Annotated in this window: 23 protein-coding genes; 13 read left to right on the top strand and 10 right to left on the bottom strand. The window is 54.4% G+C overall.

Going from position 1 to position 22233, the window contains the following annotated elements; translation table 11 throughout:
* Nucleotides 1-146 precede the first annotated feature (146 nt).
* Both M2433_RS00285 and ptrB read left to right on the top strand, forming a co-directional pair.
* Complete coding sequence (locus M2433_RS00285) at nucleotides 147-797, top strand: tellurite resistance TerB family protein (RefSeq protein WP_429052059.1); 651 nt, start codon at nucleotides 147-149, stop codon at nucleotides 795-797.
* An 85-nt stretch (nucleotides 798-882) separates the two neighbouring features.
* The gene (gene ptrB, locus M2433_RS00290) at nucleotides 883-2943 is read left to right on the top strand and encodes an oligopeptidase B (RefSeq protein WP_429052061.1); all 2061 of its coding nucleotides are present in this window, start codon (nucleotides 883-885) and stop codon (nucleotides 2941-2943) included.
* Here ptrB and exoX read toward each other — a convergent pair.
* From exoX to M2433_RS00305, 3 genes are all read right to left on the bottom strand, one after another.
* Nucleotides 2940-3602 carry an exodeoxyribonuclease X gene (gene exoX / locus M2433_RS00295; protein ID WP_047345922.1) on the bottom strand — a complete coding sequence of 221 codons (663 nt, stop codon included), beginning with the start codon at nucleotides 3600-3602 and terminating at the stop codon, nucleotides 2940-2942. The genes ptrB and exoX overlap by 4 nt on opposite strands.
* A 24-nt stretch (nucleotides 3603-3626) precedes the next feature.
* Nucleotides 3627-4277, bottom strand: coding sequence for a nitrilase-related carbon-nitrogen hydrolase (locus M2433_RS00300; RefSeq protein WP_429052063.1), 651 nt, complete (start codon nucleotides 4275-4277; stop codon nucleotides 3627-3629).
* A 110-nt stretch (nucleotides 4278-4387) separates the two neighbouring features.
* On the bottom strand, nucleotides 4388-4618 hold the full coding sequence (locus tag M2433_RS00305) for a DNA polymerase III subunit theta (RefSeq protein ID WP_013096102.1): 231 nt from the start codon (nucleotides 4616-4618) through the stop codon (nucleotides 4388-4390).
* Nucleotides 4619-4755: 137 nt separating this feature from the next.
* Between M2433_RS00305 and yobA the strand changes: the two genes are divergently transcribed.
* Genes yobA through M2433_RS00320 form a run of 3 tightly spaced genes read left to right on the top strand, consistent with a single transcriptional unit; the run spans nucleotide 4756 to nucleotide 6353 of the window.
* Complete coding sequence (yobA, locus tag M2433_RS00310; protein WP_429052066.1) at nucleotides 4756-5127, top strand: CopC domain-containing protein YobA; 372 nt, start codon at nucleotides 4756-4758, stop codon at nucleotides 5125-5127.
* Between the two features lies 1 nt (nucleotide 5128).
* Entirely contained in the window at nucleotides 5129-5998 is an 870-nt protein-coding gene (gene copD / locus M2433_RS00315) for a copper homeostasis membrane protein CopD (RefSeq protein WP_429052068.1), read from the top strand.
* Between the two features lie 16 nt (nucleotides 5999-6014).
* The gene (locus tag M2433_RS00320) at nucleotides 6015-6353 is read left to right on the top strand and encodes a YebY family protein (RefSeq protein WP_429052071.1); all 339 of its coding nucleotides are present in this window, start codon (nucleotides 6015-6017) and stop codon (nucleotides 6351-6353) included.
* Nucleotides 6354-6760: 407 nt separating this feature from the next.
* Here the strand turns inward: M2433_RS00320 and M2433_RS00325 are convergent, their stop codons facing one another.
* The gene (locus M2433_RS00325) at nucleotides 6761-7702 is read right to left on the bottom strand and encodes a VirK/YbjX family protein (protein WP_429052073.1); all 942 of its coding nucleotides are present in this window, start codon (nucleotides 7700-7702) and stop codon (nucleotides 6761-6763) included.
* A gap of 166 nt (nucleotides 7703-7868) precedes the next feature.
* On the opposite strand from M2433_RS00325, the gene pphA reads away from it, so the two are divergent.
* Complete coding sequence (pphA, locus tag M2433_RS00330; protein ID WP_429052075.1) at nucleotides 7869-8513, top strand: protein-serine/threonine phosphatase; 645 nt, start codon at nucleotides 7869-7871, stop codon at nucleotides 8511-8513.
* A 34-nt stretch (nucleotides 8514-8547) separates the two neighbouring features.
* On the opposite strand, the gene M2433_RS00335 is transcribed toward pphA, so the two are convergent.
* The 4 genes from M2433_RS00335 to yebS form a co-directional block, all read right to left on the bottom strand.
* Nucleotides 8548-8787 (bottom strand): YebV family protein, encoded by a 240-nt coding sequence (locus M2433_RS00335; protein ID WP_008500472.1) that lies wholly within the window; start codon nucleotides 8785-8787, stop codon nucleotides 8548-8550.
* A 106-nt stretch (nucleotides 8788-8893) separates the two neighbouring features.
* On the bottom strand, nucleotides 8894-10336 hold the full coding sequence (gene rsmF, locus M2433_RS00340) for a 16S rRNA (cytosine(1407)-C(5))-methyltransferase RsmF (RefSeq protein ID WP_429052079.1): 1443 nt from the start codon (nucleotides 10334-10336) through the stop codon (nucleotides 8894-8896).
* 77 nt (nucleotides 10337-10413) lie between these two features.
* Complete coding sequence (locus M2433_RS00345; protein ID WP_429052081.1) at nucleotides 10414-13047, bottom strand: MlaD family protein; 2634 nt, start codon at nucleotides 13045-13047, stop codon at nucleotides 10414-10416.
* A complete protein-coding gene (yebS, locus tag M2433_RS00350) occupies nucleotides 13016-14299 on the bottom strand; it encodes a membrane integrity lipid transport subunit YebS (protein ID WP_047345852.1) in 1284 nt (427 codons plus the stop codon). The genes M2433_RS00345 and yebS overlap by 32 nt, the downstream gene beginning before the upstream one ends.
* 132 nt (nucleotides 14300-14431) lie before the next feature.
* On the opposite strand from yebS, the gene M2433_RS00355 reads away from it, so the two are divergent.
* The 4 genes from M2433_RS00355 to htpX all read left to right on the top strand — a co-directional run bounded on the left by M2433_RS00355 (nucleotide 14432) and on the right by htpX (nucleotide 18855).
* Nucleotides 14432-14929, top strand: a complete 498-nt coding sequence (locus M2433_RS00355; protein ID WP_047345851.1) for a GAF domain-containing protein — start codon at nucleotides 14432-14434, stop codon at nucleotides 14927-14929.
* A gap of 96 nt (nucleotides 14930-15025) precedes the next feature.
* Nucleotides 15026-15712 carry an RNA chaperone ProQ gene (proQ, locus tag M2433_RS00360; RefSeq protein ID WP_047345850.1) on the top strand — a complete coding sequence of 229 codons (687 nt, stop codon included), beginning with the start codon at nucleotides 15026-15028 and terminating at the stop codon, nucleotides 15710-15712.
* Nucleotides 15713-15731: 19 nt separating this feature from the next.
* Entirely contained in the window at nucleotides 15732-17780 is a 2049-nt protein-coding gene (prc, locus tag M2433_RS00365; RefSeq protein WP_429052086.1) for a carboxy terminal-processing peptidase, read from the top strand.
* 193 nt (nucleotides 17781-17973) lie between these two features.
* A complete protein-coding gene (htpX, locus tag M2433_RS00370; RefSeq protein WP_014884290.1) occupies nucleotides 17974-18855 on the top strand; it encodes a protease HtpX in 882 nt (293 codons plus the stop codon).
* 50 nt (nucleotides 18856-18905) lie between these two features.
* Here the strand turns inward: htpX and M2433_RS00375 are convergent, their stop codons facing one another.
* Nucleotides 18906-20279 (bottom strand): MFS transporter, encoded by a 1374-nt coding sequence (locus M2433_RS00375; RefSeq protein WP_429052090.1) that lies wholly within the window; start codon nucleotides 20277-20279, stop codon nucleotides 18906-18908.
* Nucleotides 20280-20458: 179 nt separating this feature from the next.
* Here M2433_RS00375 and kdgR point away from each other — a divergent pair, with 179 nt between their 5' ends.
* On the top strand, nucleotides 20459-21250 hold the full coding sequence (gene kdgR / locus M2433_RS00380) for a DNA-binding transcriptional regulator KdgR (RefSeq protein ID WP_059312762.1): 792 nt from the start codon (nucleotides 20459-20461) through the stop codon (nucleotides 21248-21250).
* A gap of 65 nt (nucleotides 21251-21315) precedes the next feature.
* On the opposite strand, the gene M2433_RS00385 is transcribed toward kdgR, so the two are convergent.
* Nucleotides 21316-21555 carry a YobH family protein gene (locus tag M2433_RS00385; protein ID WP_429052093.1) on the bottom strand — a complete coding sequence of 80 codons (240 nt, stop codon included), beginning with the start codon at nucleotides 21553-21555 and terminating at the stop codon, nucleotides 21316-21318.
* A gap of 160 nt (nucleotides 21556-21715) precedes the next feature.
* Here M2433_RS00385 and mgrB point away from each other — a divergent pair, with 160 nt between their 5' ends.
* Entirely contained in the window at nucleotides 21716-21859 is a 144-nt protein-coding gene (mgrB, locus tag M2433_RS00390; protein WP_006175995.1) for a PhoP/PhoQ regulator MgrB, read from the top strand.
* A 74-nt stretch (nucleotides 21860-21933) separates the two neighbouring features.
* Complete coding sequence (locus M2433_RS00395; protein WP_024909723.1) at nucleotides 21934-22224, top strand: YebO family protein; 291 nt, start codon at nucleotides 21934-21936, stop codon at nucleotides 22222-22224.
* Nucleotides 22225-22233: the final 9 nt, after the last annotated feature.

The raw sequence follows: 22233 nt of genomic DNA on the forward strand, positions 1-22233 counted from the left end.
CGCAGTATAAACGAAAACGTTTGCGTCTGTCTTGTGCAGGGCTAAAGGCGCGGGCAGAAATTTGCGCTTCTTTAGCCCGTCCAGACATTTCCTGACGCCTGCTCGCTTACGCTGTGGAGCATGTTCACCGTTAAGTGAGGTAAACCATGTCTGGCTGGTTAAATCAATTGCAATCCCTGTTAGGGCAGAAAACATCCACCTCTGGCGAACAGGGGCTCAGTAAACTGCTGGTCCCCGGGGCGCTTGGCGGGCTGGCAGGCCTGCTGGTCGCGAATAAATCCTCGCGAAAATTGCTGGCAAAATACGGCACAGGCGCGCTGCTGGCCGGCGGTGGCGCCATCGCCGGCACCGTACTGTGGAATAAATACAAGGACAGGGTACGGACCGCGCACGGCGATGAGCCGCATTACGGCGAGCACACCTCGCCGCTGGATCTGCGGACCGAACGGCTGATCCTTGCGTTGGTCTTTGCCGCGAAAAGTGACGGGCATATCGACGATAAGGAGCGATCGGCGATTGAGCAGCAGCTGCACGAAGCCGGTGTCGAAGAGAAGGGAAGAGCGCTGGTGGCGCACGCGATTGAACAGCCGCTCGATCCGCAGCGTCTTGCGCAAAGTGTAAAAAATGAGGAAGAGGCGCTTGAGCTTTATTTCCTCAGCTGCGCCGCCATTGATATCGATCACTTTATGGAGCGGAGCTACCTTAACGCGCTCGGCGACGCGCTGAAGATCCCGCAGGATGTACGCGAGGGTATTGAGCGGGATATCAAGGAGCAAAAACAGGCGTTGCAGGGATAGCCATCGCCGTCCCGGCCATGTTTCGCTTGCATCATGCTCGGGTTTTGCCAACCTTATAGGGTGTAAAACTTAAAAGAATGATGCTATGCCACCGAAAGCCCGACGTACTCCTTATGCGATCGTCACGCATGGCGATACGCGTATAGACAACTATTACTGGCTACGGGATGATTCACGATCCCGGCCAGAGGTGCTCGACTACCTGCACGCGGAAAATGACTATGGCCGCAAGGTTATGTCCAGTCAGCAGACGCTTCAGGATCAGTTGCTGAATGAAATGGTGCAGCGCATTCCCCAGCGCGATATCTCCGCGCCCTGGACCAAAAACGGCTATCGCTATCGCCATATTTACGAGCCCGGCAATGAGTATCCCATCTACCAGCGTCAGTCGGTGTTAAGCGCCGAATGGGACGAGTGGGATATTCTGCTGGATGCTAACCAGCGCGCCGCCCACAGCGAGTTTTATACCCTGGGCGGCATGTCCATTTCGCCGGATAACGCGGTGATGGCGCTGGCGGAGGATTACCTCTCCCGTCGCCAGTACGGCCTGCGTTTTCGCAATCTCGAAACGGGTAACTGGTATCCGGAAATGCTGGAAAACGTCTCCCCGGATTTTGTCTGGGCGAATGATTCCGAAACGGTTTACTACGTTAAAAAGCACGCCTCCACGCTGCTGCCTTACCAGGTGTGGCGACACACCGTGGGAACGGACTCCGCAGACGACGAGCTGGTCTATGAAGAGAAAGACGAAACGTTCTATGTCAGCCTGCATAAAACCTCTTCCCGCCACTATGTGATTATCTTCCTTGCCAGCGCGACGACGTCTGAAGTCCTGTTGCTGGACGCCGAACTGCCTGACGCCCAGCCGCTTTGCTTCCTGCCGCGTCGTAAAGATCACGAGTACAGTCTGGATCACTTCCAGCACAGCTTTTACTTGCGCTCGAATCGCGAGGGCAAAAACTTTGGTCTTTATAAAACCAAGGTGCGCGATGAGCGCAAGTGGGAGGTGCTTATTCCCGCGCGGGATCAGGTGATGCTGGAAGGGTTCACCCTGTTTACCGACTGGCTAGTGGTGGAAGAGCGCCAGCGGGGATTGACCAGTATCCGGCAAATCAACCGCAAGACCCGGGAAGTGGTGGGGATTGCGTTCGACGACCCGGCGTATGTGACGTGGATTGGCTTCAACCCTGAGCCCGAATCGTCGCGGTTGCGCTACGGCTACTCGTCCATGACCACGCCGGACACCCTGTTTGAGCTGGATATGGCAACCGGGCAGCGTCAGGTGATCAAACAGACCGAGGTAAAAGGGTTTGAGTCCGAAAACTACCGAAGCGAGCACGTGTGGGTCATCGCCCGCGATGGGGTAGAGGTGCCCGTCTCGCTTGTCTATCACAAAGCACATTTCCAGAAAGGCAAAAATCCGATCCTGGTCTACGGCTACGGCTCTTATGGCTCCAGCATGGACGCCGATTTCAGCAGCAGCAGGTTAAGCCTGCTCGATCGCGGCTTTGTGTTTGCCATCGCCCATATTCGCGGCGGCGGTGAGCTGGGGCAGCACTGGTATGAAGACGGGAAATTCCTGAAAAAGAAAAACACGTTCAACGACTACCTCGACGTCTGCGATGCGCTGATTGAGCAGGGGTATGGCGATCCGCAGCTCTGCTTTGGCATGGGAGGCAGCGCGGGTGGCATGCTGATGGGGGCGGTTATCAACCAGCGTCCCGACCGCTTTAAGGGGATTGTTGCGCAGGTTCCGTTTGTTGATGTGGTTACGACCATGCTCGATGAATCCATCCCACTTACAACCGGGGAGTTTGAAGAGTGGGGGAATCCGCAGGATGAGATTTACTACCGCTATATGAAAACGTACAGCCCGTACGATAACGTAGAGGCGAAAGCCTATCCCCACATCCTGGTGACTACCGGTTTGCATGATTCTCAGGTGCAATACTGGGAGCCGGCAAAATGGGTGGCGAAACTGCGCGAGCTAAAAACCGATGACAATCTGCTGCTGCTGTGTACGGACATGGACTCCGGACACGGCGGGAAATCGGGACGGTTTAAATCGTATGAAGGCGTGGCCCTGGAGTATGCCTTTTTGATAGGCCTGGCGCAGGATACGCTGCCAGGCCGTGCGGAGCGTTAAGCCTCGCCCAGATAATGTTTCAGCGTTAAGCGCAGCTCCGGGCTCATTTTGTCGAGGTTGTTATACAGCCAGCGCAAATAGCCCGGGTCTTTATCTGCAATATCCGACACCGCTTTGCCCCGGTATTTACCAAAGGTGAACGTGGTCAGAAGCGCAGGGCGACCGGTAATCGTCGCCATATCATCCGGCGTCCAGCCAGAGATATTCATAATATCAATGAGCAACGCGGCGGTGATATAGCAGTCATACAGCGCGCGGTGATGGTGAAGCCCCTCAGGGGTACGAACGCTGAGCTTGCGGGACTTGTACAGCGCCATATTACTGTATTTGATCCCCGGCCAGAGGCGACGCGCCAGCTTCATAGTACAAATCCATTCGCCTGGCATTTCAGGCAACACCCGGCGGTCAAAGCTGGCGTTATGCGCGACGTACCACGGGCTACCGTAATAGTGGGGAATGATCTCTTCTATCCACGGCTTATCCGCCACCATCGATTCGGTAATGCGATGGATAGCCATAGCCTGCGGGCTGATGGGGCGATCGGGACGCACCAGATGGCTCATTGGGTTGACGATTTTACCGTCAACCACATCGACAGAGGCCACTTCCACAATTCCGCCCTGAAGATCGCAAGTTTCGGTATCGATGACGCGCAGCATTGAAAACTCCTGAGCTTAAAACGCTTAGCCTAAAGGAATGATATCGCCTTGCCAACCCCGTCTGCTGAGCGTACCGGTCAACAGCAGCTCGCCTTTATCCGCCCGGACAATTAGCTGGCCTCTTTCATCCCACAGCGCGCTGCCGCCGCAGGCATTCGCCATTAACACCGCGATGGCATATTTATGTGCAAACCGCTGCAGGGCGCTGATGGACTGCCGCCAGCGGTGATCCCCGACAGACTGACAGCTGGTAACAAGCGTGGCCCTGGGATCGAGAAGGGGAGAATCGGCATGGGCATCAATAATGGCAAGCTGTTTATCCCCCGGAATCAGGCTTGCACCGCTACCCTGCGGGTAGCGCAAAATACTCTGGCGAGAGGGTGAAAACAGGGCGAGGCCTTTCTGGCGCTGGCCATTCCGCTCAAGGGGGAGCCCGGCAATAACCGTAATCCGGTAAAAATGGGCCGCGTCAAGCAGAGGTTCCAGCTGCGCGTCGCCGGGTGGGGGAGGTAACGTCAGCGTACCTGACCCCGTTAACGACAGTTCAGGGAAGACCAGCAGATCGCACCGCTGCCGTGCTGCTTCAGCAATGAAGCGGAGGTGGTGCGTAACGTGTTCATCAACACTCTGGTGCTGCCCGCCATACTGGGCTGCCGCTATATTCCAATGTGACATCGTGACTTCCTTATACACTGAGTCGCAGAGATTTAAGAATACACCTAATTTTATCAGGGCTTTCTTATCCTGGCAGATTCCGCGTAAGGAAGTGTAACGACTCGTTAAGCTTATTTAACTTTAGGCTCGTACGGCAAACGAGAGAGGTTGACCGAGGCGAGACGGTGGGCGATTAACCTTTCGCGAAACCAGTCGCGCAGATGGGCGGGTTGTTCACGTTCTACCACTTCAGCCACGATGGGCATGTTGTAACGCTCTTTAAAAGCGACGCCAGCGGCAGCGAGATCGACATTCACTTTATCCATCTCGTCCTGAGGAAGGGCGGCCAGATTGATCTTCATTACCTTCTCCTTATTATGCGGCGGCAACGTTACCGCGATTGCACGACGATGACAAGCGGAGGTGGGATGATCCTCGACTCGTTTATTATACAGCGTTATTCTTTAGCATACAGACATAACAAAAAGGAATGATTGCGATGGGTTTCTCCGCTTCCCGCGCGGTATGCGCGCTGGTTTTTCTGTCCTCTACCCTCGTTACTCCCTCCGTGCTGGCGCATGCGCACCTTAAGCAGCAGATCCCGGCAGCTGACAGCCTGGTAACCGCACCGAAGGCATTAACGCTGAATTTTTCGGAAGGTATCGAACCTGGGTTTAGCGGCGTGGTGGTAACGGATGCGCAAAAGCAGGTCATCAGAACGGGCACCGCTACGCGAGATGAAAAGAACAATGCTCAGCTCAACGTGCCGCTGGAGCAAACGCTGACGTCCGGCATCTACCAGGTCGACTGGCACGTGGTCTCCGTAGACGGCCATAAAACCGCGGGCAGCTATCACTTTAGCGTGAAGTAACATGCTGGCGTTGTTTTATATCGGGTTGCGCTTTATCCATTTCGCGGCGCTGATGCTGGTTTTTGGCAATGCGCTTTACAGCGTCTGGTTTGCGCCTTCCTCTCTCCACCGTCTGATGTCCCGGCGTTTCCAGCGGCAGCAGAAAGTGGCATCCCTAATCTGCCTGGCGGCTGCACTCCTGATGTTTATGCTGCAGGGCGGACTGATGGGAAGCGGATGGGGCGATGTGTTTGCCCCGGCGGTCTGGCGCAGCGTGACGGGCACACAGTTTGGTGGCGTCTGGCTGTGGCAAATTATACTTGCGGCGATTACGGTCGGCGCAGCATGGCTCGCACCGCTGAAAGGTTCACGGCTGCTGCTGCTCGCAATGGGCCAGCTTATCCTGCTCGCCGGGGTAGGGCACGCGGCAATGAACGAAGGCCCGTTGGGGGCTTTGCAGCGTGTTAACCACGCTATTCATCTGATATGTGCCGCAACCTGGCTTGGTGGCTTATTGCCGCTGCTGTTCTGCATGCGGCTGGCGAAAGGTGACTGGCAGAATGCTGCCATCTATACCATGATGCGCTTCTCGCGCGTGGGCCATTACGCCGTCGCAGGCGTGCTGCTCACCGGCGTTGTTAATTCGCTATTGATACTGGGCGTTCATATTCCCTGGCAGGCTGGCTACGTGCAGTTTTTGTTGTTCAAATGTGCGCTGGTGGCGTTGATGGTGGTAATTGCGCTGGCAAATCGGTATTTTCTGGTGCCACGGTTTCGTTCAAAGACCGGGCGAGCACAACAGATTTTTATCAGGATGACACAGGCAGAAGTGGTTCTGGGGGCACTGGTGCTGGCAGCGGTCAGCCTGTTCGCCACCTGGGAACCCTTCTGACAAGGTTAAATATCATATGAAAAAGACAGTACTTTCTCTCGTATTGCTGGCCTGCACGGGTAGCGCTCTTGCCGCACCGCAGGTTATCACCGTCAGCCGTTTTGAAGTGGGTAAGGACAAATGGGCGTTCAATCGCGAAGAGGTGATGCTGACCTGCCGTCCGGGCCATGCGCTGTACGCGATTAACCCGAGCACGCTGGTGCAATACCCGTTAAATGATATTGCTGAGCAGCAGGTAGCCAGCGGCAAGAGCAGCGGCCAGCCGATTAGCGTGATTCAGATCGATGACCCGGCTCATCCGGGACAGAAAATGAGTCTGGCGCCGTTTATCGAGCGCGCCGACAAGCTCTGCTAACGTTCAGGTTTCCAATAAAAAACCGCAGATGCTCGCGAAAGCACTGCGGTTTTTTACATTTAATGATGCTCTGGCGCTTTTTTTCCGACCGCTTTAACTGTGGACTGGAAAACCTGGCGTCGTCATCTATTCTTAAAAGGCAAGGCGACTTAGCCTGCATTAATGCCAACTTTTAGCGCACGGCTCTCTCCCAAGAGCCATTTCCCTGGACCGAATACAGGAATCGTATTCGGTCTCTTTTTATCTGTATGAAAGTCAACGCGAAATCCCAACGCTATCTTTCCCATACAGCGCGCACATCCTGTACGTCCTGTTAAAACATAACACAACACAGCATGCGGAAGTCCAGCCCTTTTTGCCTGTTTTGTTAAATTATTGTGTGCAGTCAGCAAAAGCAGGAGCCGCGATTAAAAGCGGGATTTAACGGAAGCCTCAATTTCATCAAGCAGTTCAAAGCGACGGCGGTATTCGGCACGCTTTTTACTGGCAATGTCCTCAAGCGATTTGCGTTCCATCTGCAGCGGGAGTTGCCAGCAGAAGGCGGAGAGCTTTTTGCCGTCCAGCGAGCCCCAGAATTCGTCATAGCTGGCATGAAAATGGCGGCCTTTACTGAGGCGATAGCGCAGCGCGCGAAAAACGTGCCCCTCATCGCTGACGGCAAAAATGGCCCGGATAGATGACTGCGCTGCCAGCTGGAACAAGACTTCCATCAACACTCTTTTGGGGAATAAGCCGTGACAGGCGCGGGTGGCTTGCTTAATAGCGTCCCGCGTTACGTTCCGTCGGGGGCCCTGAAGCCCGCCAATGACCATGACCTGCTGACCATTGCTGCGTGCGACGCTGAACGTCAGGCTGGCAAGCACGGTATTCTCAGGGTCGCGCAGCCACAGCGTGCTTTCACCTTCACGTTCGGCTTTTCCGGCAGAAGAGACATTGACGGTAAAAATCGCGTCGTTTTTGGCGCTGAACCGGACGAACGGTTGCTCCAGCGGACTGGTCAGCGCCTGGGCGAGGCCGTTATCTTTCAGGCTATCAATCCAGTGGTAATGGTGAATGATAGCGTCAGCGCGATCGTTCGCCGTCAGACCGCGCATCAGGTACTGGCGATGGGTCTTGCTGGGTAATGTAATTTGAGAGGCAAGCAGTTTGTCGAAATCGTCTCGGCCTGAAAGGGCTTCCAGCATGCGATGAGTGGAAGACCAGAACAGGAGCGAACGTAAAAAGAACTTGAGTCGATAATCGCGTTTTTGCCAGATAGGCCCCGGGATGCGTTCGCCTTTCACCAGCTCGGAAATAATGTTTGTGCGATGCGGATAGAAAACATCGTTATGCAGGTGTGTATTAGACACGTTGAGGCCCTCGTTTTTTTCTACCCTTATTCTAAAGAGTCAGTAAAAAGGGATTAATAGTGCGAGGATCTATATTTCCGTTTGGTTTACCGTTTGTTTGATTTGGTGAGGGCTGCACCTGTCTGTCGTGTTTTCTGCGGCGGCTATACTACTAAAGGGAGGCCTTATGTATCAGCGAATAGAGGGGCAAATGTGGCGTCACGTCTGGGTTGTCAGCGATATACATGGCTGTTATCAGTGGCTTATGGATGAGCTTAAACGCCGTCACTTTAACCCGTATGAGGATTTACTCATTTCTGTAGGCGATATGATCGATCGTGGCCCTGACAGCGTGAAATGCCTGCAGTTAATGAATGAAAAATGGTTTCGCGCCGTGCGCGGCAATCACGAGCAAATGGCTCTCGACAGTCTGGATAATAACGATTTTGCGCTCTGGACGATGAATGGCGGAATGTGGTTTGCACAACTTAAACGCGACCAAAAACAGCTCGCGCTGGGGTTGCTCAATGCCTGCCGCAGTTTACCGCATATTATAGAGATAACCTGTGCTAACGGTCTGAATGTAATAGCCCATGCCGATTATCCGGCAGCTGAATATCGCTGGCAAAAACCGCTCAGCGCCCATCGCGTTTTATGGGACCGCGAAAGGTTAATGGGGTTTATGGTAGGTAAAGGGCAGGGCATCAGCGGCGCGGATCATTTCTGGTTTGGGCATACGCCCGTCGACAGACGATATGATTTTGATAATCTCCACTACATTGATACGGGGGCTGTTTTCGACGGTTACTTTACGCTGGCGCAGCTTCAGTAATAAATAACCCGCCTTCGGGCGGGTTCTTTTTAGGTCAGGCAAGGCGCATGACCCAGGCATCGGTTTTGCTATCGTAATGCTCACGGTAAAGGACAGAATGTTCGCCATCAAGTATTGCCGGGACGCTGGTGTCTGCATCCCATGCATCAAGCTGCATGCACAAATCCGGGTCGGATTTGCAGGGAATACTTAACGTTCGATCGCCTTGTGCTTCGCCGCGCAATTCTGCGTCGTCGATCTCAAAAGCGCCAATACGCACGCTGGTTTTCGTCATAGTGCTCTCCGGGTCGGTTGTCAAAATCTGGTATGACCAGTGCGGTCACCCATTTTTGATCGTAGACAAGGAGAGCAAAATCGCCAGTAAAAAAATGCGCTTTTTTTCAGGCCGTACGATCGTTACCGGTAAACAGCCGGCCATCCCGAACCAGCTCGCGCGGATAGCTATTTTTGAGGCGCGAGCCGACTTTTTTTGCCAGTCCCAGCGGATATCCCTGATACGTCACCACCACTTCATCGCCTGATGGCGTGTTTTCGGGATAAACATCGCGACCGCGATACCACTCTTCGGCTTCCTGATGCGTCAGGGCAAAGGTATTCTCGTGCCCGGCAAGCGCGATGACGGCCTCGTGCTGCCAGCGATAGCCTTTATTATGGACTTCTGCCAGGCGGATCCCGATGCGGGAGAAACGAACTTTGCCAATAAGTGGCTCAATATTCGCAGGGAACAGCCAAATCTCTTTATCTCGCTGCCAGAGATGGAGCGTTTCATCCCAGTTTAGTCCGGCTTTACCCGCGGCGAGGGTAACCTGTCCGGCCTCACGACCTTTTAGCGGCGCGAACGGGAAATTGCCGACCTTGAATTTAGGGGCTGGCAGGGGAGCAACCGCCTGCGTTTTACGCAGACGCGCCACAAAGAACCCTTCGCAGTCGTAGATCTGCGGAAACACGTGGAGAAAACCTTCAGGTGTGACGGCCTCTCGCGCTGAGGCAAACAGATCGTTAAGCGGCAGGAATTCGACTGCATCCGGATATTGCGCTTTCAGCCATAGACAGACCTCTTCGTTTTCATCGCGGTTGAGGGTGCACGTTGAATAGACCAGCGTGCCGCCGGGGCGCAGGGCGTGAAAGGCACTCTCGATCAGCTCTCGCTGCGTGGCGGCAATCTCAAGGTTGCTTTCCACGGACCAGTTTTTTAACGCATCGGGATCTTTACGCACCACCCCTTCGCCGGAGCAGGGGGCGTCCAGCAGAATGGCATCAAAGGCTTCCGGTAAGGCGGCGCCAAACACGCGTCCATCGAAGTGCGTCAGAGCGACGTTATGAATGCCGCAGCGGCTGATGTTGGCATGCAGCACTTTCACACGGCTGGCGGAAAACTCGTTGGCGAGGATCGCTCCGCGGTTACCCATCCGGGCGGCAATTTGCGTGGTTTTCGAGCCGGGCGCCGCCGCGACGTCCATCACGCGTTCGGGCGCATTGCCCTCTGCGAACAGGGCGGCAACCGGCAGCATCGAGCTCGCTTCCTGAATATAAAACAGGCCGCTCAGATGTTCAGCGGTACTGCCCAGCGGCACGGCGTCTTCGTCATCGCGTTCGATCCAGAAACCTTCAGCACACCACGGTACCGGCGTAAGCTGCCAGCCGTATGGCGCGACCAGCGTCAGAAAATCCCCGACGCTGATTTTCAGCGTGTTGACGCGAATGCTCCGGCGCAGCGGGCGCTGGCAGGCGGCAATAAAATCGTCTAACGACAGGTGAGAGGGAAGCGCCTCGCGCATCTGCGCCAGGAATTGTTCAGGAAGAAATACGGAGTTTTGAGCCACGGGCACACCACAGGGAAAAGTTCAGGTGCGCAGTGTAACATAAAGGCCCCGGCGCGTTGACACCGGAGCCTTTCAGATTAACGCGGCAGGGCCGTTCCCCATTCGCGCCACTCTTTCGGTTCACTTTCGAGCAGCAGGAAATGTTTACCCGGCTGCGCTTTCGGCGCCAGCGGCGTTCCCGGCGGCGTGGCAAACGCGATACCGCCGCGAATGAACTGGTTGAAGGTGCCGGTTTTCACCACGCCTCCCGTCAGGCCAAAGTCCAGCGAGTAGCCTGATGCCAGCCAGAATACCGAGTTATTACGGACCAGGTGCTGGTACCGTTCGCTGATACGCAATGCCACCATCACGCGGTCAGAGAGCGTACCGAGCGTCAGGCCCGTAACCGTACCCACCTCAATGCCGCGGAACAGTACCGGCGTGCCGATGTTCAGCGAGCCCGCTTCCGGCACTTCCACCACAATGCTCAGGCCACCAAGGTAGCGCGAGTCGGTGATCGTCGCTTCCTGCAGCTCAAAATCACGGCGGGCATTGCCCTGGCCGGGCTCAACGTTGATGTACGGCTGCAGGATAGTGTCGAGATGCTCAACGCCCGCGGCCGAAATCTGCGGTGTGACCACCGAGAAGCGCGAACCCGAACGGGCGAAGGTCTGCACATATTCCGGGTAAAGCACGGCGGTGGCCTGCACCTCGTTACGCGCCGTGATCAGCGTTAGCTTCTGGATTTGCCCGATATCAATGCCCAGGTAACGGATTGGCATGCCCTCCGCCAGTTTGCCGGCATCAAACGCGTGCAGGGTAATTTGTCCACCCACGGCACGCGCGGCGGTTTCGGACGGGAAGAGAATGCGTTTATCGCCTTTGCGCAGATTCGCGCCCGCACCGCTGAGATTATCGAAGCTAATCGCCCCGCGCAGTGCGCGTGAGAGCGGAGAGGCCTGCACGGTCAGTCCATTGCCGTTTAGCTGAACTTTCGCGCCGCCCTCGGCCCAGAAGACGCTGTTTGGCGTCAGCAGCTTGCGGTACTCTGGCTTGATATGCAGTTCAATATCAAACGCGTCCGCACGGGGGCGTACGGTGATGACTTCCCCGACTTCAAACTTGCGATACAGCACCACGGAGCCTGCCTGCACGTCCGGCAGCGTCTCGGCGCTTAACGTCAGCGTGGTGGTAGGGAGATCGCTCAGGCTGTTTTCTATCGCTTTATCCAGGTTGGCATACAGCGGGTAGCTCTCGCGTACGGGGCCTTTATTGCCCGGTAAAATACGGATGCCGCCGTTAACCCATTCGCTGGCGCTGGCCCCGAGGAACTCCACGCCGTCCAGACCTACCTTCACGTCGACGCGGCTATTCACCACGAATTTACTGTCGCCATGCACAAGGTCGCTGTATTGCGGATCGATGGCGACCGAGAAGCTCACTCCATTCGCGGAGAGCGTACGCTCCAGCACCTGCCCGACCTGCACGCCGTGCAAAATCAACGGCTGGCCGGCTTCGATACCGTAGCTTTCTGGCGCATTCAGCGTAACGGTTACCACTCCCGGCTTTTGCAGCAGGGCTTTATCCGCCGGGGCAATCACGAAGCTATTGCTGGGTTGACCATCGCCGGGGATCAGCTCAAACGTGTTTCCGGTCAGCAGGGTGCTGAGGCTGGCATCGTTCAGGGAGAGCTTTGGACTGCGCATTTCGATGCGCGTCTTTTCGCGCAGGAGATCGACCACGCTTGGATCGACCGTCATCTCGCCGGTGACCGAGCCGCCCGGGTTGAGCGTCATTTTGGTGAGCTGGCCAACCTGCAACCCCTGATACATCAGCGGCGTTGAACCGGCTTTTAGCCCCTTCGCATCGGGCAGGGCGAGTTTGACGATTACGCCGCGCTGGCTGTGCGCCAGGTCAGCGTACAGCCCGAACGTGTCATCGGCAGTGGCAGGACTTGAGTTTTCCGGGGAATCAAAGGCAATGGCGCCATTCACCAGGGCGGCCAGACTCTCCAGCTTCACCTTCGCACCGCTCAGGCTGAGGTCTGCGTCCACGCCGGAGACGTTCCAGAAGCGGCTGCCTTTTTTCACCAGGTTAGTGAAGCGACGCTCGATCAGAACATCAATGGTGACGCCCTGTTTATTCGGATTAATCGCGTAGTCGTACACGCGGCCAACCGGGATTTTACGGAAATAGACAAGAGAACCACTGTTCAGAGAACCGAGGTCCGGTGCCTGAAGGTGGATCATTAAATCGCCGTTATTGAGACGGTATTTGGGCTGGGTATCCAGCGCCACAAAGTGATCCTGAGGCTCACCTTTGCCCGGCATCATGCCGATATAGTTACCGCCCACGAGCGCATCAAGCCCGGACACGCCGGCCAGAGAGGCTTTCGGCGTCACCAGCCAGAACTGCGTTTCGCTGCGCAGGGCATCCTGCATGTCAGATTTAATACTGACCCGCACCTGTATTTTGTTTAGCCCCTTTCCAAGGGAAATATCCTGAACCGTCCCGACTTCAACCCCCTGGAAGCGAACCGGGGTTCGCCCGGCGACGATGCCGTCAGCGGTCTGAAAATCAATGGTGACCGTGCTTCCGCGATCTTCATAGCTCGTCCAGATAAGCCAGCCTGCAATCATCAGCGCGATGACGGGCAGCAGCCAGAATGGCGAAATGCGGCGTTTTGTTTTAATTCTCGCTTCAGTCGGCGAAGCGGGGGTTTCCTGACTCATGTGCATCCCAAAGTAAGCGGCTATCCAGCCATTCCACAGCAAGAATAGTCAATATCACCGCAGAGCCGAAATAAAAAGCCGCGGGTCCCATTGTAAAAGCAAGTAACTGGTCGCGATTGATTAGCGACATCATCAGCGAAATCACAAACAGATCTAACATTGACCAGCGGCCAATCCAGGTGACGAATCGCAGAAGCAGAATACGGGTACGTAAGCCTTGTTCACACTTAAAGTGAATGCTGATAAGCAGGGTAATCATCACCACGACTTTGGTAAAGGGAACCAGGATACTGGCAATAAACACAATCGCGGCCACCCCGACGTTGCTGTGCGCAAGGGAGATAATGCCCGAAAGGATAGTATCCTCCTGCCGCCCGCCATTCACGTAAATAATGGAAATAGGCAGCATATTGGCCGGGATCAGAAACACCAGGGAGGCAATCAGCGCGGCCCAGCATTTTTGCAGGCTGTTGTTGCGCCGCAGCCTTAATGGAATATGGCACCTTGGGCAGCGCCCACGCGCGTCGGGCAACCCGGTATAGTGGCATCCCAGGCAGACGCGGAGATTTTCATCAGGACGCGTGGCGGGGCGCTGAGGGTAAAATCGCTCCCAGAGCTGCTCAACGTTCAGATGTATCAGCGTCAGGATGCTCAGCAATACCAGACTGATGAAGGCAAAGAGCCCGATGCCGGGCTGCAAGAATGCATAGTCTTGCACCTTGATTGACGCAACGCCCACCCCCACCAGATAAATATCCAGCATCACCCACTCTTTGAGTTTGTCCAGCATTAGCAGCACCGGGCGAAGATTCATGCCAAGAATATTGCCAAACCAAAGATAGGCAATAGCGGCGACCAGCACCAGCGGCGCGCCGACGGTGCAGAACAGCACCATGGCAGCGGTGATCGGATCGCCCTGACGGGTCATCTGCCAGATACCCTGCAGCACGTTGGCATCGATGCGTACGCCAAGCAGGTAGAGCTTCAGCAGCGGCTCGCTCCAGGCGAAGGGCATCAGCAGCAGCATGGTGACGGCCATTGCGGCGAGGCGGGTTAACGACCAGTCGCGGCCGTCACGAATTTTGGCGTCGCAGCGGGGACAAAAGGCACTTTGGTGCGATTTCATCTTCGGCAACATAAAAAGCGTATCGCACTGCGGGCAACGCTGATAATGTGCACGGGGCAAAGCTTCGCTTACCGTATGGACAGTTATCTTTCTTGTCGGCGTAATTTTGGTTGTTTTTAAGGCCATCAGCTGCGCACAAATAAGTATTGTTGAAAGTTATAATAACTCATGAATGGATTCATCTTGAGCATGAGCGCATTTAATGCTTATTTTAATAGGCTCTGCGGTAATTTTGTAAGACAACCAAGTGATTGAATAATGAACAAAACAGAATTCTACGCGGATCTGAACCGCGATTTTAAGGCATTGATGGCGGGTGAGACCAGCTTCTTAGCCACTCTGGCAAATACGAGCGCATTGCTGTTTGAACGTCTCTCTGACGTGAACTGGGCTGGCTTTTACCTCCTGGAAGGTGAAACGCTGGTGCTGGGTCCGTTCCAGGGCAAGCTGGCCTGCGTGCGCATTCCGGTAGGGCGCGGCGTATGCGGCACGGCGGTGGCCGAAAATCAGGTACAGCGTGTGGAAGACGTTCATGCGTTTGACGGGCACATTGCCTGTGATGCCGCCAGTAATTCTGAAATCGTTCTGCCGCTGGTGGTAAAAAATCAGATTATTGGCGTTCTGGATATCGACAGTACGGTCTTCAGTCGCTTTACAACCGAGGACGAACAGGGGCTGCGCGAGCTGGTAGCGAATCTGGAAAACGTACTCTCTGCAACCGATTATCAAAAATTCTTTGCGAGCGTCGCAGGATAATCAACGGATAACGTAGCATTTACTGATAGCGTCATTATAATGACGCCTGTTCATGCCTGCGCTTGTTGGCAACGTCCGTTGTAATCAGGAAATTTCATGGAAAATCAACCTAAGTTGAATAGCAGTAAAGAAGTTATCGCATTTCTGGCCGAGCGTTTCCCGCAGTGCTTCAGCGCGGAAGGTGAAGCTCGTCCCCTGAAAGTCGGTATTTTTCAGGATCTGGTGGCGCGCGTTGAGGGGGAAATGAACCTCAGCAAAACTCAGCTGCGTTCCGCCTTACGTCTTTATACTTCGAGCTGGCGTTACCTGTACGGTATCAAAGCGGGCGCGACGCGTGTGGATCTCGACGGTAACCCTTGTGGTGAGCTGGACGAGCAGCACGTTGAGCACGCCCGTAAACAGCTGGAAGAAGCCAAAGCACGCGTTCAGGCACAACGTGCAGAACAGCAAGCGAAAAAACGCGAAGCCGCAGCGGCAAACGGTCAGGAAGAAGCGCCTCGTCGCGAGCGTAAGCCACGTCCTGCGCCGCGTCGTCACGAGAATAACGATCGCAAACCGCGTGCTGACAAACCAGCAGCTAAAGCCCCGCGTGCCCCTCGTGAAGAGCCGCGCCATACTCCAGTTTCAGACATTAACGCACTGAGCGTTGGTCAGGCGCTGAAGGTAAAAGCGGGTAACAATGCTATGGACGCCACCGTACTGGAAATCACCAAAGATGGCGTTCGTGTACAGCTGACTTCTGGTATGTCAATGATTGTACGCGCAGAACACTTGTTGTTCTGAAACGGAGGCCAAGCCTGGCATGAACACTTTTTTTAAGCTCACCGCGCTGGCGGGCCTGTTTGCCATAACAGGTCACGCTTTTGCAGTGGACGATATCACCCGTGTTGATCAAATTCCTGTACTCAAGGAAGAGACGCAACATGCGACGGTGAGCGAGCGCGTGACCTCACGTTTTACCCGTTCGCACTATCGTCAGTTCGATCTCGATCAGGCCTTTTCGGCCAAAATCTTTGACCGCTATCTGAACTTGCTGGATTACAGCCATAACGTTTTGCTCGCCAGCGATGTCGAGCAGTTCGCTAAGCGCAAATCCGAGGTGGGTGACGAGTTGCGTTCAGGCAAGCTGGATCTGTTTTACGATCTCTATAACCTGTCGCAAAAGCGCCGCTTTGAACGCTATCAGTATGCGCTGAAAGTGCTGGAGCGTCCGATGGACTTCACCGGTACCGACACTTTTAATCTGGACCGCAGTAAAGCACCCTGGCCGAAAGATGAAGCCGAGTTGAATGCGCTGTGGGACAGCAAAGTTAAATACGACGAACTGAGCCTTAAGCTGACCGGCAAAGATGAAAAAGAGATCCGTGATACGCTGACGCGTCGTTACAAATTTGCCATTCGTCGTCTGGCACAGACCAACAGTGAGGATGTCTTCTCGCTGGCCATGACTGCCTTTGCTCACGAAATCGATCCGCACACCAACTATCTCTCTCCGCGCAACACCGAACAGTTCAATACCGAGATGAGCCTGTCTCTGGAAGGTATCGGCGCGGTGCTGCAGATGGACGATGATTACACGGTGATCAATTCAATGGTCGCGGGTGGCCCGGCATCCAAAAGCAAAGCGATTAGCGTAGGCGATCGTATTGTGGGTGTAGGACAAACCGGCCAGAACATGGTCGACGTGATTGGCTGGCGTCTTGATGACGTGGTTGCGCTGATTAAAGGCCCGAAAGGCAGCAAGGTTCGTCTCGAAGTTCTGCCTGCTGGCAAAGGTACCAAAACCCGTATCGTTACCCTGACCCGAGAGCGTATCCGTCTGGAAGACCGCGCGGTGAAAATGTCGGTGAAAACCGTGGGTAAAGAGAAGGTGGGCGTCCTGGACATTCCTGGCTTCTACGTCGGCCTGACAGACGATGTGAAAGTACAGCTGCAGAAGCTTGAAAAGCAGAACGTCAGCAGCGTTATCATCGATCTGCGCAGTAACGGCGGCGGTGCGCTGACGGAAGCGGTTTCTCTCTCTGGCCTGTTTATTCCATCTGGCCCGGTGGTTCAGGTGCGCGATAACAACGGTAAAGTACGTGAAGATGCCGACAACGACGGTGTGGTCTACTACAAAGGCCCGCTGGTGGTCCTGGTTGACCGCTTCAGTGCCTCCGCGTCTGAAATCTTTGCCGCTGCCATGCAGGACTATGGTCGTGCGCTGATCGTCGGTGAGCCAACCTTCGGGAAAGGTACTGTACAGCAGTATCGCTCTCTGAACCGTATTTACGACCAGATGCTTCGTCCGGAATGGCCTGCACTGGGCTCGGTTCAGTACACCATTCAGAAATTCTACCGCGTGAACGGCGGCAGTACGCAGCGTAAGGGCGTAACGCCGGATATCATGATGCCGACTGGCACGGAAGAGACTGAAACCGGCGAGAAGTTTGAAGATAATGCGTTGCCGTGGGACAGCATCAATGCCGCGACGTACGTGAAGGCGGGCGACATGACGCAGTTTGGTCCTGAACTGCTGAAGGCGCATAACGATCGCATCGCGAAAGATCCGGAATTCCAGTACATCATGAAGGACATTGCTCGCTTCAATGCCCTGAAAGATAAACGGAATATTGTTTCTCTGAACTACGCTCAGCGTGAGAAAGAGAACAACGAAGACGATGCAACGCGTCTGGCGCGTATCAACGATCGCTTCAAGCGTGAAGGTAAGCCTCTGCTCAAGAAACTGGACGATCTGCCTAAAGATTACCAGGAGCCCGATCCGTATCTGGACGAGACGGTGCATATCGCCCTCGACCTGGCGAATCTGGAAAAAGATAAGCCTGCCGTACAGCCCGCTCCGGCAAAATAACCTCCCAACAGGCACAAGAAATTGTGCCTGTTTCTTTTTGTTCTGCATCCTTCCGTCAGCCTGATTTCCAATTGTGTAAAGTTGTGTCTTTCTGGTGACTTACGCCCGCCGGATGCTTGAAAATAGCCGCAATACCCATACGATGTGGGTAATCGCATAGTGCGTTTTGTTAAACTGAGGTAAAAAGAAAATTATGATGCGAATCGCGCTCTTCCTGCTCACCAACCTGGCGGTAATGGTGGTTTTCGGGCTCGTGCTAAGCCTGACAGGAATTCAGTCGAGCAGCGTTCAGGGTCTGTTGATTATGGCGCTGCTGTTTGGTTTTGGTGGCTCTTTCATTTCCCTGCTGATGTCAAAGTGGATGGCTCTGAAATCGGTAGGCGGTGAGGTTATCGAGCAACCGCGTAACGATATGGAACAGTGGCTGATGAATACGGTGGCTCAGCAATCCCGTCAGGCTGGGATCGCCATGCCGCAGGTGGCCATTTACCACGCTCCGGATATCAACGCCTTCGCCACGGGTGCCCGTCGTGATGCGTCACTGGTTGCCGTCAGCACCGGGCTGCTGCAGAACATGAGCCGTGACGAAGCCGAAGCGGTTATTGCCCACGAAATCAGCCATATCGCTAACGGTGACATGGTAACCATGACCCTGATTCAGGGCGTCGTGAACACCTTCGTTATCTTTATCTCCCGTATTCTGGCGCAGATTGCGGCAGGCTTTATGGGGGGTAACCGCGACGAAGGCGAAGAGAGTAACGGTAACCCGCTGATCTATTTTGCTGTCTCCATGGTTCTGGAGTTGGTGTTCGGTATTCTGGCCAGCATCATCACCATGTGGTTCTCACGCCACCGTGAGTTCCACGCGGATGCCGGCTCTGCGAAACTGGTTGGTCGTGAGAAAATGATTGCGGCGCTGCAGCGTCTGAAAACCAGCTACGAGCCGCAGGAAGCGAACAGCATGATGGCTTTTTGCATTAACGGTAAATCGAAATCATTGAGCGAGCTGTTTATGTCTCACCCGCCGCTGGATAAGCGTATTGAAGCGCTGCGCAGTGGGGAATACCTGAAGTAACGCGAAGAACCGCAATAAGCCGGGCAGGAGAATACTCCGCCCGGCTTTTTTTATGCCTGTGCCCTGGGCTGGGTCACCCGCAGTCCGCTGACGACAGCCGCGAGGGTGGCAAGGACGCCTGCGGTGAGTAGCGCAACGTGGTTACCGTTTTGTCCGGCGAGGTTAAACATCAGGGCAACCAGTGCCGCACCGGTGCTTTGCCCTAACAGACGCGCGGTCCCCAGCATGCCGCTGGCACCTCCGCTGCGATGACGCGGCGCTGAGGTGATAATGGTATGGTTGTTGGGGGACTGGAACAGGCCAAACCCCGCGCCGCACAGTATCATGCGCCAGATGATGTCCAGGTCGGTTGGTGATGACGGTAGCAACGCCAGCGCGAAGAGGCCTGTTGCCATCACCCCCAGCCCTAGCGCACCCAATAAACCGGCATGGACGCGTTCAATTAAGTAACCTGCCAGCGGTGCCATCACCATCGTGGCCAGCGGCCACGGGGTTAACAGCAGTCCGGTCTCCACTTCTGAACGTCCAACCACGCTCTGCAAAAAGAAGGGCAGAGATACCAGAGCCAGCATCTGAGCGCAGAATGAGCAAACAGAGGTACAAATAGAGAGCGAAAAGAGGGGGATGCGCAGCAGATCAACAGGCAGTAAAGGCACCGGGAGAGTGAGCTGGCGGCGAACAAAGAAGAAGCCTATGAACAGCAACGCGAGCAGTTCCACTCCGGTCAGCACCAGTGATTGCCCCTGCGCAAAGCCGCTCAGGGCTGTAATCAGCAGGCCAAAGGTGAGGGCATTCATCACCGCGCTCGCGACGTCGAAGCGCGGCATGGTGCTTTTGGGGCCGTTAGCGGGCAGGAAGCGCAGGGCAAAAAAGATGGCCACGATACCCAGCGGCACGTTAATGGCGAAGAGCCATTGCCAGGATGCAACGGAAAGAATAGCCGCCGCAATGGTTGGCCCGGCGGCGGAAGAGACGGCGACAATGAACGAGTTTATTCCCATGCCGCGCCCCAGATGACGCTGAGGATAAATTAAGCGAATCAATGCCGTGTTTACGCTCATGAGCGCCGCGCCACCAAAACCTTGCGCAATGCGTGCCAGCGTCAAGGTATGCAGTGAATCAGAAAGGGCACATAACAGTGAGGTAATGGTGAAAACCACCAGACCACACTGATACACCCGACGGTAGCCGAACATATCGCCGAGGAAGGAGAACGAGAGCAGGGAAACCACAATCGCAATCTGGTAGGCGTTAACAATCCAGATTGAACTGGCTGGGGAAGCATGCAGGTCGCTGGCGATAGTTGGGAGGGCAACGTTCGCAATTGCGCCGTCAAGGACGGCCATTGAGATACCGATAATAATGGTCGCTATCGCGCCGTACCGCTGGGGTAGCGGCAGGCCATCGGAAAGATTCTTTTCCATTAGGATTAAAAAAGCTCAACGTGAAATTATTCTCAGAGTAACTATTTTAGCATTGTTACTGCCGCGATATGTCGCAGATTTGTAACGAAGTAAACGCGGATTGATTGCAGGTGACATGACGGGAACTTATAATAAAAACCGGTTCTGATTTTTATAAAACACTCTCTATGAGGTGGTAAATGGCTATTGCGGATTTGGATAAACAGCCAGATTCTGTTTCTTCCGTGCTGAAAGTGTTTGGCATCTTACAGGCGCTCGGGGAAGAGCGTGAAATTGGTATTACAGAGTTGTCGCAGCGCGTGATGATGTCGAAAAGCACCGTTTATCGCTTTTTGCAAACCATGAAGTCACTGGGCTATGTTGCACAGGAAGGCGAGTCAGAAAAATATTCTCTGACCCTGAAACTGTTCGAACTCGGTGCCCGCGCGCTGCAAAATGTTGACCTGATCCGCAGCGCTGATATTCAGATGCGTGAAATCTCGCGCCTGACTAAAGAGACTATCCATCTCGGTGCGCTGGATGAAGACAGCATTGTTTACATCCACAAAATCGACTCCATGTACAATCTGCGCATGTATTCGCGCATTGGTCGTCGCAACCCGCTCTACAGTACCGCCATCGGTAAGGTTCTGCTGGCGTGGCGCGATCGCGAGGAAGTGAAGCAGATCCTCGATGGCGTGGAATACAAACGCAGTACGGCGCGAACCATTACCAGCACGGACGAACTGTTAACGGTGCTCGATCGCGTGCGTGAGCAGGGGTATGGCGAAGATAATGAAGAACAGGAAGAAGGGCTGCGCTGCATCGGCGTTCCGGTGTTTGACCGCTTTGGCGTGGTGATCGCGGGCTTAAGTATCTCATTCCCAACCCTTCGCTTCTCTGAAGAGCGTCTGCACGAGTATGTGGCTATCCTACACACCGCCGCACGTAAGATTTCGGAACAGATGGGCTATCACGACTATCCGTTTTAATCTCTGTTTGCATAAAAAACGCCGCGGATGTTGCGGCGTTTTTGTCAGTGATTAAAACCCGTTGATTAGCCATTATCGATGACGACGGACGTTTTACGCAGTACAGGACAGTTCGTTAAGCCAATGATTCCGCTGTCAGAATGTAGATACTGTGCAGTGCTCATTCCTTGTGCCGTTAAATACTTACACTGAATGCCTAACCCGGCTGCGTTTTCGGTGCTTCCCACAAGCACCCCATAACCCGTTAACAGAAGACCAATCCAGACGATGGCCAGTACAATAACTGTTCGAATGATTAAGCGCATCTTTACCTCTTTTATCGTTGTTATCATATAGCTAGCGTAAACGGTTTACGCGATGAAACAAGTGCACGATTCTGAAAAAGGCGCGATGGCGGTACAGTTAGTCCTTGTTTAAGATAACCGTGATAACCTGGTTACATCAGGTCTTTAGACGGAGTGTGGAGTGAAAAAAATACGCTGGGTGATTCTGATTATCGTGCTGATAGCGTGCGTGGTGTTATGGACGCAGACTATCAATGTCATGTGCGATCAGGATGTACAGTTTTTTAGCGGCGTCTGCGCAATCAACAAGTTTATTCCGTGGTAACACGCATTTTTTCTCAAGGTGATTTCCTTCCTTCGCGCCAGTGGTAAAATAGACGTTTTTATTGAGGTGGTGAAATGGGTGAGTTACTGAATTCAGGGCTGCTGAATATAGCATCCCTGATGATTTCTTTGGTTGTTCTGCTTGTGGGGCTAGTCATCTGGTTTTTCGTAAACCGGGCCAGTTCGCGTACGAATGAGCAGATCGAACTGCTGGAAGCGCTGCTCGATCAGCAAAAACGTCAGAATGCGCTGCTGCGCCGCCTGTGTGAAGCTAACGAGCCGGAAGAGAAAGACGCGCCGAAAGACGCGGTCGCTGAAGATAACAAAGACGAAGACGACTTTATCCGCCTGGTGGCTGAGCGTTAATCTTTTCGT

This window comes from Enterobacter sp. AC1 (genome assembly GCF_050434705.1).
GTDB lineage: Bacteria > Pseudomonadota > Gammaproteobacteria > Enterobacterales > Enterobacteriaceae > Enterobacter > Enterobacter cloacae_L.